Below are 13,711 nucleotides of genomic sequence, written 5' to 3' on the forward strand. Positions count from 1 at the left end.
AGAGACAAACTATTAATGACATTCACTCCATGGTTTACCTTAAGGCAGAATATAAACCCTGATCTCCCTGTGCGAATGGGTGTTCCACCTGAATCATTGCTCACCCAGCTCTTTTTACGGATTATATGCTTAACAATGCCAATTAACCTTTATACTTAAGCTGCATAGCTGTTCCGAGGTGTGGTATTTAGCCCTGCTTAAATAGCATGACGCGGGTTATTTCTTCTCTCAATGCAAAATAATATTAATGTTTTCATATCAGCGATCCGATACTGAATTAAATAGATAGCTCCGGGCGTAGTGGCGAATAAAACTGTTCCAGTTGGTAAAATTAATACGAAATTCACGCTGATATCACAAAAAATTCTGCCCGAGCGGATGAAGTGGAGTATGTTTCAAAGAACCCGGCGTGTGCCGCTCCGTCGTGGCCTTCCGGTATTTCGGTTGACGATAAATGAGATGAGCTATGTCGCCTTCAGGGTTTGATGCACTGGATATGCTTAAAACGCCCGTATGGTTAGTATCCCCGGTAACGGAGGATGTGCTGTTCGCCAATACGGCAGCCAAAACGATTATGCAGGATGCGACACTGGACATGCTGCGTAAAGGTGTCTGCTCGGCCCATGCCCAGGCGACACTTGCGATGTACGTGCCGGATTTAAAAGCCCGTCAGGAAATTATTGAAGTCTGGAGCGTGGTGGCGGATCGCCAGCAGACTAGCCTAACGTGTCGCCTCTCGCTGGCCGTTTTTGACACTCTCGGCGAGGTGATTGTCTTTGAAGGGATGGCGCGGCAGCCGGTAACGGGCCTCAAGGCCACCCGTTCAGGCACCTATCAGCGCAAGAAACAGGGCTTTTACGCCCGCTTTTTCCAGACTAACAGCGCGCCAATGCTGTTAATCGATCCCGCCCGGGACGGCCTGATCGTGGATGCCAATCTCGCAGCCCTCAACTTTTACGGCTATATCCATGAAGAAATGTGCAGCAAGCACACCTGGGAGATCAACACCCTTGGGCGCAACATTATGCCGGTGATGATGGAGATTGCGCGTCTGCCCGGCGGCCATAAGCCGCTCAACTTTATCCATCGCCTTGCCGACGGCTCCACCCGACACGTACAAACCTATGCCGGGCCGATTGAGATCTACGGCGATAAACTGATGCTCTGCATTATTCACGATATCACCGAGCAAAAACGTCTTGAGCAGGAGCTTGAACACGCCGCGCTGCGCGACTCATTAACCGGCCTGCTCAACCGCCGTCAGTTTTATAATCTCACCGATAATACCTCACCGAACCATCTCCCGGCCCAGCAGGAGTTCAGCCTGCTGCTGGTGGATACTGACCATTTTAAGGGTATCAACGATGTGTTCGGGCATCAGAAAGGCGACGAAGTATTAATTGCCCTCGCACGGACGCTGGAAAGCTGTAGTCGGAAAGACGATTACGTGTTCCGCTGGGGAGGTGAGGAGTTTGTGCTGCTGCTGCCCCGCACCTCTCTGGATGCAGCGATGCAGATCGCAGAGACCCTGCGCGCGGCCATCGCCCGCATTGCCATTCCCGGTCTGCCCCGCTTTACTGTGAGTATTGGCGTTGCGCGGCATAACCCGGATGAAAGCATCGACGAGCTGTTTAAGCGTGTGGACGATGCGCTGTATCGCGCCAAAAATGATGGTCGTAACAAAGTGCTGGCGGCCTGACAGTGCCTGCCGGCGTCATCTGTTTTTCAGTTTATTGCGTGAGGAGTGATGATGAGCAAGAAGATTTTAATGCTGGTCGGGGATTACGCTGAAGATTACGAAACTATGGTGCCTTTTCAGGCATTACAGATGATTGGCCATCAGGTTGACGCGGTTTGCCCTGACAAAGCCAAGGGCGATTATATCATGACGGCGATCCATGATTTCGACGGGGCCCAGACCTACAGCGAGAAGCCCGGGCACCGCTTTGTTCTCAACGCCAATTTTACCGGGGTGAAGGAAGCGGATTACGACGCCCTGTTAATTCCTGGCGGACGCGCGCCGGAATATCTGCGTCTGAATGAGCAGGTGCTTGAACTGGTGCGAGATTTTGACCAGGCAGGTAAGCCGATCGCCGCCGTTTGTCACGGTCCGCAGCTGCTGGCCGCGGCTGGCATCCTGAAAGGACGAACCTGTAGCGCCTACCCTGCCTGCGCGCCGGAAGTTCGACTCAGCGGCGGAGAGTATGCCGATATCGGTATTGACCAGGCGCACGTCGACGGCAATCTGGTTACCGCTCCGGCCTGGCCTGCCCATCCGCAATGGCTGGCGAAATTTGCCGAGGTGTTGCAGAAGTAAGAGTTGAATTTAGACAGGCTGGCGGTTCAGGCCAGCCTGTCGACAGCGTCAAAATAACGCTCTCTGGCTAACACGCTGTCGTCCCTGAAATTTTCTGTTTGCCCCAAACAGCCTTTATTCAGCCAGGCCATGTTTCAGCGCAGCATAAGAAGCAATCAGCTGCTGCAGATGTTGCTCCACCTGGCTCTGCCGCACGGCGTTACTGGCTTGCCCGGGGGGAGTAACGGAGAGCTGGCGCAACTGCTCCTCGGCAGGAACGGTACGGTTAAGCGACTGCAGAATGGCAAAGACCGCCGATTTCAGTTCGCTGACGGTCATATATTTGCCCTTCTGCTCGTCCAGCGCGTCAAGCCGGGCCGCCAGTTGCTCAAGCTGCGTCACACCCTGATGCCAGCCGGTCAGATTTTCCGGTGCCAGGGTAATAGCCACCTTCTGCTGCTGCCACTGCTGCGCCAGGCTTTTTCCTTGCTCCGGCCAGAGCCTGAACGCCTGCTGAACCAGGTTATCGCCATAGCTCAGCGCCCAGTCTGGCTTTAAGGCTATTAACTGTGCCAGTTGCTGCTGTGTATGAAGAATTCCACTCTCAGCTGACTGAGGAGACTGTTGCAGCGTCTGCAACTGCTCAGTAGAAAGCGCAGTGGGTAACGAGGTAAGCTGCTTCTCTACAGGATCGGGTTGATGCATTGCCCGCCATCCCCCTGTCAGGATCCCCCCCACCACCAACATGGTCATCATACCGGCGGCAAAAAGCTTCCAGGGCTTCCCGGCTGATGGAGGCACGGGCAACGATTCAGCTTGAACAACAGGATCGCATTTAACCTCTATCGCTTCATTCAACGATTGAGCCGGGGCGTTAACCTGCACAGGAGGCTTGTTATCCATCCCATTGCTTTTTCTCAACCGTGTCGCAGCGCTATGCATCTGCGCACGCAGGGTGTCGAGCTGGACGACTCGCGCAACGTCCAGACGCTGTAATACGTCGTCCAGCACGTTCAGATACTCCTCCGCCTGAGAAAGCTGAATGAGTTCGGCATGCGCCGGGGACTGGCTACGCAACACCCGCTGGAGCCTTTGACTCAGGGTGTTAAGGATTTCCATGCGGGCCTGGGCCGGTTGCGGCCATAGAGTGTCCCACTCACGCGTCACCAGCGTGGTCACAATCGCTAAACCTTCGTTTAGTCCAGGCAACCCGGCCAGGTGTGCGCGTGCCAGGGTATACCAGGCCGCGGTTTGCAGCTCCACGCCGTTATGTTCAAACAGGGTCAGGCTCAGTTTTTCCGCATGCTGCCAGTTCACATCCGGACGCGCCGGATGCGTCAGCTTATTCATTTCATTACGTAGGGCGACATAGTCCGCAAGCGTGCGCGGATCGCCCCCGGTTTTATAGGGGCGCTCAGAAGGTGTTGTCATAATATTTTCAGTCTGAAGAAGGGCTAAATTGCGGAGCGGGCATCCAGATACTGCTGTTGTTTAAGGTGCCGGATAAGCACCCGGCCTTCAGGCATGAATTCGGTGCCGTAGCGCACAAGGCCGATGCCTTTGAGTTCTGCATCGATTGCGTAGCGCAGTTCCCCTGGCTGCGTCTGCTCCAGCATCACCACCGTGACCCTGCTTAAGCGCGGCTCATACTTCAGCAGTACCGCGGACAGTATGGTAATCAGCTGATGCGCTGAACCCGGCATCCCCTGAAGAATTTTGGTCATATCCGGCAGGCCGTAATCCGGGAGATGCGCCAGCGTACCGGCGCGACAGTTGAGGATACGCTGCATGTTATCCAGCACAGAAATGATGGTCTGGTTTTGCTCACTGACCTGATGCAGGTCGAGGCCACCGGTGAAATTGCCATAAAGTGTTTCATACAATGAAGGACGGGGTGACTCATTCATCTTTCAGCGCCTGCAGGGTCAGCCGGTTGTTGCCCGCTTCAATGACGCGTGCCTTATCCGGATCAAGGTCATCGCGGCTCAGCACCATCCGCCAGGTGTTGTTCTCCTGGTCCGGCGACATAAACATGCCAGCCACCGCCACATACTGCACAGTTTGCTCCATCGGCATATCCACCATCACCGCCCCACCCGGCTGCAGACGAATATCTTTCTCCGCCACCAGGTCTGCCTTGATGGCCTGACTGTCAGCCTTAAACAGTGACGGATAGTCCGTGGTGTCGAACGTTTTCCGATCCCTGAGCTGGTAAATGCGCACCACCGTCGACAGTGCCACGCCGCCGGCGTTGTGGTTCACGGCCTCGCGGGCGCGAATATCCAGATGCAGGGTCTTTATCTGCTTATAAAATATCGATTTGGTCACGGCAACGGTGCCGTCCTTGACGCTCTGGGTCAGCCCACAGCCAGCGAGCATCAGTGTGATACCCGTGGCCAGTGCAACCAGGGGGAATTTACCAGCGGTATTCGCCATCTTCATCGGTCTCCCTGCGGTGAATATTTTCCTGTACCCGCTCATAGCGGCCCAGATTAATGGTGATTGTTTTTGGGTGTGATGCGGTGTTAGCCGTATTCAGCGGTCGCATCACGGCGGTGCGGCCCAGCAGCACTGCTCCGGCACAGGGTTTCGTGCTCATTGTCGCGTCCGGCAGCAGTCTTCTGTCGACACACAGTTGCAGGCGGGCATCGAGCCGTGCCCCAAGATACACGTGCAGCAGCGCCATCAGGTCCGTGTGAAGCTCCCCGCCCGGTAACCAGCCCTGCACTTCTACCGGGTCAGTGGTGGTCAGCCGCATCAGCACCTGACTGCTTACGTCGGTAACATAGTTGCCCATCACCGGTCGGCTGGTCAGGGTGACGGGCTGGCTGACGCTTATGGTCAGTGGCTTCTTCAGCGGCACACGGCGTTTGTCGTGGTGCCAGATTTTCGGCTGCGTGTTGGGTGCCAGCAGGCGCACCAGCGAGGCCATGCCTTCTGCGGTACGCCCCGGCAGTAACATGACTGGCAGCAGTGCCAGAAAGCCCGAAGCCGGGGTCGCGATACTGTCCGTGCAGCCGTTAATCCCGAGCCCGGCCAGTCCCAGCAGGTACTGCGAGGTGTTGTCCTTACCGCCTTCTTCGAAAGTCGCCGGGTATGAATATTTACGCCAGATACGATAGTACTGAGCAATCAGCCGGTGGTTGAAGATATCGAGGAAATCCGCGGTGGCCTCATACCCTTCCCGGCGCTGGGTGATGTCATCGATATAGTGCGTTGGCAGCGGGGACTCCACGCCGTAGAGCCCCATAAAGGTGATGCGTACCGTCGGCGGCAGATGCGAATGCTCAGACTGCTCAATCCCTTTGACTTCAGATGCCGGAAAGCCCATCCCCGGGTGTGGCCGAAAACGTACTGGTTCATGACGTACCTGCCAGGTACTGCCCGTAACCGGTTTGTCCGGCTGGCTCTGCTCCAGCAACTGGCAGAAGCGGTAAAAGTTAATATATGGCAGCCGGTCCCCCAGTTGCGCTATCAGCCGGGCAGACGCGGACTGTGATTCTCTTTCCACCGGATGCATTTTCCTTCTGGCTGAACAATGAGGGTGAGCTGGTTAAACTGGTTCATATCGGCATACAGCGCAAAGAACCGGTTGAGCATTTCACCGAACAGGTGAATATCGCCCTCACCGGTGAAGCCGTTGCTGTCGAGGGTCACTTCGATATCCAGCCCCCGAAGCAGGTAGCCCTGTTCAAAACGTTGAAGGCGATGGTGCTCTACATGCTGAATCGCCTCCAGACGTCGGGTGTTCAGTTCATCTTCCTGCCAGTTGTAGAGCGCAAGCGTCCCGCGCAGCACTTCGGCGGTACTCATCATGTTCAGGAAACCGGATCCCAGGTGGCTCAGAACCCGCCAGTGAAACCGGTCTTCGGAAGGCGGATAGACTGGCAGCGTCGGTTTGCAGAGATTGCGTACTGAAAGTTGTGTACTGACCACCTGCTCACAGCGGTCAAGCAGCGTACTCTGTAGTGCACGGCGCGGCAGCTGGCCGTTGGTGCCGGTGATTTGCAGCGAGACAGCTTCACGCTCAAACAGGCGGTCCTCTTCCCACTGGTGCCCCCCAAGGATAAGCCAGGTGTCATACAACCCGGTCACGCTGCGCTTCACGCGGGTGTGGTAGTAACGGGGTGGTGCATGACGGCGCATCATCCCGCCCTTGTGCCTGAAGCTGCTGAACGGCACATACTCTGCGTCACTGGTCCGGTTTGAGCCTGTCACCGAATCCACCGAATAAATCTCGGTGTGTCCGTCCTGCAGACGTTTGGGGCGCAGCAGGTACTCACTTTCAAGCCCGGTAATGGTGAGCGGGTCAGCTTCCAGTGTGAAAAGGTTAATCACCGGCACACAGTGCAGACGAACCGCGTCATTGGTGACCGGCAGCTCTGATGGCCACGGTGTGCTGAACACGACTTCGATGTCGAAATACTCCGCTCCGGCAGGCGGTGTAATGCCATCCAGGCCGTTGAGGTGGACAAACATAAACTTGTCACGGAAGGTGAAATACTCCAGCAGCAGCTGGTAACCACTGAAGGCGGTATCGCCCTTGGGCCACAGGCTGTCTTCCTCCGCAAAACCACCCGGCGAGAAATACCCGTCGAGGCGAATACGGTCGGTCTGCCCGGGCAGACGCATATACAGGGCAGCCTGTCGTTTGGTCAGCATCAGATGCAGCTGGCTGCTGACGGGCGCATCCGCCCCGAGATAGAGACTCAGGTGGCTGAGAACAGCATGGGACCAGTCCGCCTGGGTGCTGCAGGCAAAACGCATCCGCAGCAGCGAGCGCCCGTCCGGCTCAGTGGTCATGGTCACCCCAGAGATATTCAGCGGATTGAGCATCACATCGCGTGTTGTGCGGTAACGGCAGACCGTGTTTTTCGGCCCCACCGGGCGGGAATACACTTCCAGCCCCGCAGGCATCACCTCTGCCACCTTAACGGTCTGAAGCGCAGGCGTGAACGCGACCACCGAGAGTGACGGAATGGTTCGCAGGTAATGTGGCCAGAGCATACTGACCAGCCCCTCGGTCAGTTCCGGCAGTTCGTCGTCGATCTTCTCCCGTAGCCGTCCCATTGAGAAAGCAAAGCCTTCGAACAGCCGTTCAACATACGGATCGGGTGTGCCGGCCTTATCCAGGTCGAGCATTGCTGCGCGATCGGGATGGGTTTGAGCGAACTCTTTCGCGGCTTCACGGAGGTAGCGCATTTCCGCGTCGTAATAACGCAGGGTCAAATCTTCCATTTATTTCTGTTCCTGTGGATTTAACCGCAAAGCACGGCGGCACGGGCGGGATCGACGGCGATCAGCCCGGCAAGTAGCTGGTCCATTACCGGCGTAAGGCGGGCCTTATCAGCCTCACTGCGACCGGCTTTCAGGCGCAGGAGTTTCAGATGGCGGGCCTGTACCTCAAACAACAGCTCAGGCTCCCAGTTGCTGAGGGTCACTTCTTTTGCACGCTCACCCAGTTCTGCAAATAGGTGCACCGCCAGCTCATTTTTACCGTACTGCTCAGCAATGCGGCCCATCAGCAGACGCAACAGCCACTTTTGACGATCGGTGGTTATACCCGGCCGGTCTGTAGCCAGCCCAGCGCCGCCTCCGGGCCTTCACTGTCGGCCAGCGCCACGGCTTCCGGCTCCAGCGCCAGAATGTCATCGTTACCGGCGGTGACCGAAGCGGATGGGGTGTCGTTGCCCCAACCGTCGACCGTATCCAGCACACCCTGCTGGATCCAGTTCAGCGTCACTTCGTCCGCAAACGGGGTACCGTCACTGAATGCCAGCGTCTCCAGCCCGGACAACCGCAACAACAGCCCTTTCAGGTCAGCGGCGACAATACCGGCCAGTGTCTCCTGACCGGATTTAGTCAGCGCCTGGTGGATATACCACTGCAAATCCAGCCACAGGTGATTGGCACCGCGGGAAAACGTGCTGTCAGCCGTCTCCAGTATTTCAGTCCAGCTCTGTTGCAGGTACAGACGTTTGAGAAGAGCACGCTGATCCGCCCTTGGCGGCTCGATGCGTGTACGCCCCTGCTCATCCGGGGCCGGGATAGCCCGCAGGGTGTCGTGACGCAGGCTCTTCATCAGATGGTGTGCTGACAGCCAGCCATTCGGCTGCTCGCGCAGATATTCAGTGAGCGTACGGGCCTGGGCCAGTAAATCCTGACCGGAGGTGATCCGCCCGATGGCCGGGGCGTCGCTGTGACTGGCAGACGACGGGGTTTCGCTGGTACTGGCGTTCTGCGGTACAACCGCATCCACACCTCCGGCTTTCTGCAGGCGGCTTTCCAGCGCACTGTACAGTGCATTTAGCTCAGGGCGGGTTTCATCCGGCTCGTTTTCGGTAAGCCCGGCTATCAGCAGCAATGCCCCTGTGGTACGCAACGCCTCCTCCCTGACCACTTCCGGGTACAGGGAAAGCGAGTCGGTCATCCGCGATCCTGCCAGCCACTCCAGCGCCGCCTTACGGCTGCGGTCACGCTGCGGGTGCAGCTGTGGTCCAAAGCGTTCCAGCAGACCGGCCAGCAGCTCGAGTCCTTCGGCCAGCCCCTGCTCACCTTCGCGGTGCAGCTTCGCCCAGCAGTAGTACGTCGCCACACGAATATCTTTAGCGGTCGTGGTCAGCAGCTTCTCTGTCAGCCGGCAGATGAGTTCGGTATCCGCGCCGGAGAGTTTGTTGACCTCCTCGCGCATCTGCTGGAAGTCATCGTCATAGCCAGGATCCTCGCCAGCGGGCGGCGAACCGGACAACGGCTGCAGCCAGCCGTCCCATTGAGCTACCCGTTCACGGGTTACTGCAAGTAAAGGTTCCTGTTCGGCCTGACAGGTGCTGAGTAAGGCATTGAGCGTGCTCATCAGTAAACCTCCTCTGCGTCGTTGCCTGCGCTGGCAACCTGGTTTGGTGATATCGCACCGGTGGTGCTGAAGATGGTCTCAGGCAGGCGGAAATTGCGCAGCTTCAGCAACGCCAGCGGGCCTTCGCCCGCTTCGGTACGCAGGGTGTAGTTAAGCGTGCGACCGTCCTGGGCTTTCCAGCTCAGGCTGTAGCTGCTGCCAACACCCGGATAGGCTTTCACTGCAGCCAGATCAAGCAGGCGTATCCATCCCCAGGCTCCGGGGATATCGGCGTACTGGCGGGTGCCCGCCTGCGTGCTAATCCAGCTCAGGTTCGCCCCCGGGGCTTCCGTATCTGCAGGCCAGGCGAAGCGCTTCCATGCCGGCAGCTGGTTCACATAGTTCAGCTTCTGACTGTCGATGATCATGTCAGTCTGCATTACCCCATCGGCGGTGCCCGGGCGCAGCTCGAAGTTCATGCCGGCACTGCCTTCGGTGAAGGCCACATCCGAGATATGGCTAAGGGTGTTGATGGCATTTATGAACGCCGGGTTAAACGCCAGCCCCTGCGAGTTGATGCTGTCAGGCACCCAGTGGTTACCTTCTTTGTGCAGCACGCCTTTGAGACGGGTCTGCAGGAACCGGGCAATACGCCCGGAATCCGCATTGAGGTATTTAGCCAGCAGCGGCAGGGATACATCACTGCTGGAATTGTTAAACGGATAGCGTCCACCAAAGGCACTGTTCCACTCAGCCACCACCGCCTGTTGCCACTGGGCATTGAGGCTTTCGGCCGCCGGGGTCAACACCTGCTGCCAGGCCTGCTCCATTGGACTCACAAACACTGTCCGCCCGAAGCCACTCCACTCCTGGCCCAGACCGGCGGCAATCAGGCTGCCGTAGTCGCGGGTTTCGGTCAGGTCCACGGCTTTGCCCTGGAATACGGTCTGGGCAATGGTCTGGGTCATCGCCTGCGGGTCGGCAGCATTAGTCACCTGCTGCAGGCGCAGACGCACCTGCGTCACCCGGGTCAGGTACGACTGCAGGCTCAACTCCTGTGCACCTGTCTTGTTTTTGTCCATCAGTGCCAGTATCGGACCAAAGGTTGCATCTAGCGGGCCGTGAACACCGGCGCTCTGATCAATGGCATCCTGGTCATCACCGCCGAGCAGATTCTTCGCCGATTTCACCAGCGAATCCGAAATCGCCACCCCGGTCTGTCCGGTACGCCCCTGCACATTCAGGGTGTTCATCAGCGCCACCAGTGGTGACTGACGCACGTCGGCCATCAGGGTCAACTGGTCAATGGAATCCGACAGCGTGGCCGCCTGTTTCCAGTGCAGGCTGTTCAGAAACTCCAGCCAGACACCGCCAAAGTCGGCAAAGTAACGTTCCGTCAGGCGAGTTTTCAGCGCTTCAGGTGAAGTCTCGTCCTGCTTATTCACCTGACGCTTGCTGTCAGTCAGCACCCAGTCGAGCTCGTCCCGGCGCGCTTTCACCACCTTCTCAATAGAGGGCTGCACGGCCTGCTCCCAGGCCTGGCGGGTGAACATGCCCGGCACGATTTCCGTGGTGCTGAACAGACGGGATGCATCTGTATCGCCGGTCATGTCCTGGAGGCGCATATCGACATACAGGTGCGCCACCTGAGAGAGCATCTTCTGGTACAGGGTTAATTCGCTGTTACGTACGCCCATCAGGCGAACCAGCAGGGAACGCGCCTGGCTGACCAGGTTTTCATCAGCACGCAGTTTCCATTCAGGGTGCGCAACCAGCTGCGCGCCATAAAACGACAGCAAAGAAGGAGCCATCCCCTGCCAGACGCCGTCTTTTACACCGTTACGCGTCGGCCAGTCGTTAAGCAATGCAGAGCTGAACCAGGCCGCGTCCATATGTTCCGGACGCGCCAGCATCAGGTAGAGTTTGAGCTGGTCATAAGTGTTTTTTGCCATCTGCTCGCGCAGCGGGCTGCCCGGCGGCAGAGCATTGAAGGCATTAATGTGTTTTTGCAAATGGTCAGCGGCTGCATCCCGCAACAGCGGCAGTGCGCTGTCCTGATAACGTGGCCAGAGTGCGGCCAGCAGGGCATTGTTCTGGCTCAGTCCGGCCTGCTCGTACCACGGCACGCCATGCTCTGAACGGTATTGCAAACGAGCCAGGATTTTCTGGAGTTCAGACAACGCGTGCAGGCGCTGCTCCAGCGGCTGATTCTGTCGGGCGGCAAGTGCTGCCTGGGCATTCGCGCCATCAATCTGACTGCGGTTGGTGACATAGGCGATGCTCATCCAGAGAGCCCAGCCCACCATCGCCAGGGCGACAACGGACGAAAACACTTTGCGCCATGGAATGCCCGGTTTATGCGGACGCAGCCCGGCAGGAAGCGTCCGGACAAACTCAGGCAAAACATCCCAGCGTTTATCCATGCCCCAGTGGTGCGGCACGGCACGTTCAGCACCGGCAGAGGGCTGACTGAACACCACGCCGGCCAGCGGCAGCGGGCGGTACGGATTGAGCATCACTGACAGCGGTGCGGTCACGCTTTGTGGCTCACGAATAAGCTGGTCGGCAAGCGTCAGTAAGAAATTATGCTTCACCTCACTGCAGGTCTGCTGCAGACCCTGTGAAGTCAAATCCGGCGTCAGGGCGGTGAGTTGTTCTGCCAGCCCTTCAGTACGACAACCGGCAGGTAACAGGCAGCCGGTCGCTTGCGTAATGCGTCCTTCAGGTTTACCGGCGCGCGGGTGCAGGGACCAGACATACAGCGGGAGTTTCCAGCCAAGCGTTTCCATACGCGCGCTGATGGCGTGAGACAGGGAATCCATGGTGCTTTCAGACAGCACCGGCAGCGGCTGCTCCAGCCCCGGCGCTGAAATCTGGTCAAAGGCCGAGGTGACCCACACCAGCCCATCCACCGGGCGACGGCGCAGTTTGCGCAGCGCGGTCAGCCAGGCACTGTCTGCTGGCGTATTGAGGTCTCCGCCCCACAGCAACAGTGTGCCGCGGTCTTCCTGCCAGAGCTGAGCTGTAAGACCTGGAGTCAGTTGTTCGACCTCAGAAACGGTGCCAGTGACCAGCAGGATGCGCGTTTTACGGCCCCAACGCCGACCGTAGAGGTTACGCATGGCCTCACGGATGGTGTCAATAGTGACATTGCGGGGCGCGGTCTGCTTGACGCGGCCTTCATCGGCTGGCAGAACATTCTTTCGCTTAGACTGTAAACGATGCCAGCCCTGTTTAATGGCGAGCGTAATGGTTTTGCCGTGGCGGAACAGCATCAATAAAATCAGGGCTCCGACAATGACCAGCCCTTTAAGTAACGGGGTATGCAGCCCCATCTGATCACCATAGTGCCAGATGCCCCAGGCAATCCCGCCCGCTAAAAGCGCGGAGAACCCCAGTTTTCCCCAGCCTCCGCGCCATGCTGAATCACCCGTTGTCATCGTTTCTGTTCCCTGTTTGCACGGTATTAATAAATTTCTGCTCACCATCTGTAGAAAGCATCAGACAGTCGGCTTTTTGTATATTCACAATATCGCTGGCGACTGCGGCCATTACCCATGGAGAAAAGGGGCCGCTGAGCCCGGCATATTTTTCCAGCCAGTGGAGCTGTTCAGGTTTCCAGTGCCCTGTGTATACGGCAGCTGCTTCAAGCAGGTCAGGAAATGCATCACCCCAGGCAGCCTGATCGCCGATGATATTTTCTGTGACACAGGCCTGAGTCTGCGTTGAGAAAAACGTATCCAGTGATTGACAGATATCAACCATATCTAACGACATTGGCCGTAGCAGGCGGGCATCATGTGTAAGTTGATATTTTGTGGCAACATCATCTGATGTCAGCAACAAAGAGGCCAGGATGTCGCTATAACACCCTTTCCCCTGAGTCTGATGCACCAGAATAAGATCCACATCCAGCGTTGGCGATTTGATCCTTTCTTCCAGCCAGATAAAGGTCTTTGCGGTCTGTATATTCATAACAGGGACAGGGCGTAAAGGAACTGTGTCCTGCCAGACCTTCGCAAATTCGTCCTGCAGTTTCAGGGGATCTTCCTGCGAATCCGTCAGCAAAGAAACACTGAGGGGTAAGTCTGATGGAACCCTGACCAGGGCATCACTCGCACATTCAAGTAGTTGTGAGAAGGAATTTTCTGGAGCTGTGTGATGAAAATGCTGCGTCAAAGTTGTGTACTGCATCTGCTCTGCTGAGGCCTGCAAAAAGCGAGATGGCGTCAGAGCCTCCGGAAAAATGACACTGCTATGGAGCACTGCAATGTTTCTCCCGGCCCATTCAGTCCATTGTTGCTGGGCGTAATCAGCCTCATTAGCCTCGAACTCGTGCTTATCAAATGCACTATTGAAGACCCAAGCCCGCAGGCAAAGGAAGAAAAACCAGATAACTATGGGGCTTGCTGTGACGACCCAAATATTGAATGCCTGTAAAGGCCCTGAAAGCTTATTAGCATGCAGGACGAACAGCATCACACTCCCTACAACTGCAACAACTCCCAACATAAGCCAAAGAACAAAAGAAGGCTCTTCAGGCTTCTTGGATACCGTTGATTTCTGACGCTCCCAGCTCATTA

9 protein-coding genes and 1 pseudogene are annotated in these 13,711 nt (G+C 57.0%); 2 read left to right on the forward strand and 8 right to left on the reverse strand.

All coding sequences use genetic code 11. The features are described from left to right. Positions 1–466: 466 nt before the first annotated feature. Both K5I40_RS00065 and K5I40_RS00070 read left to right on the forward strand, forming a co-directional pair. A complete protein-coding gene (locus K5I40_RS00065; RefSeq protein WP_223073975.1) occupies positions 467–1,699 on the forward strand; it encodes a sensor domain-containing diguanylate cyclase in 1,233 nt (410 codons plus the stop codon). 48 nt (positions 1,700–1,747) lie between these two features. After that, positions 1,748–2,317: a DJ-1/PfpI family protein gene (locus K5I40_RS00070; protein ID WP_223073974.1), complete on the forward strand. Its 570-nt coding sequence runs from the start codon at positions 1,748–1,750 to the stop codon at positions 2,315–2,317. Between the two features lie 114 nt (positions 2,318–2,431). Here the strand turns inward: K5I40_RS00070 and K5I40_RS00075 are convergent, their stop codons facing one another. The 8 genes and pseudogenes from K5I40_RS00075 to K5I40_RS00110 form a co-directional block, all read right to left on the reverse strand. Further along, positions 2,432–3,727, reverse strand: coding sequence for a VasL domain-containing protein (locus K5I40_RS00075; protein WP_223073973.1), 1,296 nt, complete (start codon positions 3,725–3,727; stop codon positions 2,432–2,434). 23 nt (positions 3,728–3,750) lie between these two features. Then, on the reverse strand, positions 3,751–4,203 hold the full coding sequence (gene tssE, locus K5I40_RS00080) for a type VI secretion system baseplate subunit TssE (RefSeq protein WP_223073972.1): 453 nt from the start codon (positions 4,201–4,203) through the stop codon (positions 3,751–3,753). After that, complete coding sequence (gene tssJ, locus K5I40_RS00085; RefSeq protein ID WP_223073971.1) at positions 4,196–4,732, reverse strand: type VI secretion system lipoprotein TssJ; 537 nt, start codon at positions 4,730–4,732, stop codon at positions 4,196–4,198. Before tssJ ends, tssE begins: the two co-directional genes overlap by 8 nt. Next, entirely contained in the window at positions 4,713–5,816 is a 1,104-nt protein-coding gene (gene tssG, locus K5I40_RS00090) for a type VI secretion system baseplate subunit TssG (protein ID WP_223073970.1), read from the reverse strand. The genes tssJ and tssG overlap by 20 nt, the downstream gene beginning before the upstream one ends. Beyond that, positions 5,771–7,534: a type VI secretion system baseplate subunit TssF gene (tssF, locus tag K5I40_RS00095; protein WP_223073969.1), complete on the reverse strand. Its 1,764-nt coding sequence runs from the start codon at positions 7,532–7,534 to the stop codon at positions 5,771–5,773. The genes tssG and tssF overlap by 46 nt, the downstream gene beginning before the upstream one ends. A 20-nt stretch (positions 7,535–7,554) precedes the next feature. Continuing rightward, positions 7,555–9,149 (reverse strand): annotated as a pseudogene (gene tssA, locus K5I40_RS00100) (type VI secretion system protein TssA). After that, positions 9,149–12,568 carry an ImcF-related family protein gene (locus K5I40_RS00105; protein WP_223073967.1) on the reverse strand — a complete coding sequence of 1,140 codons (3,420 nt, stop codon included), beginning with the start codon at positions 12,566–12,568 and terminating at the stop codon, positions 9,149–9,151. Before K5I40_RS00105 ends, tssA begins: the two are co-directional and overlap by 1 nt. Beyond that, the gene (locus K5I40_RS00110; protein WP_223073966.1) at positions 12,555–13,709 is read right to left on the reverse strand and encodes a hypothetical protein; all 1,155 of its coding nucleotides are present in this window, start codon (positions 13,707–13,709) and stop codon (positions 12,555–12,557) included. Before K5I40_RS00110 ends, K5I40_RS00105 begins: the two co-directional genes overlap by 14 nt. Positions 13,710–13,711 lie beyond the last annotated feature (2 nt).

The organism is Leclercia sp. LTM14 (genome assembly GCF_023736175.1).
Classification (GTDB): Bacteria; Pseudomonadota; Gammaproteobacteria; order Enterobacterales; family Enterobacteriaceae; genus Enterobacter; species Enterobacter barmai.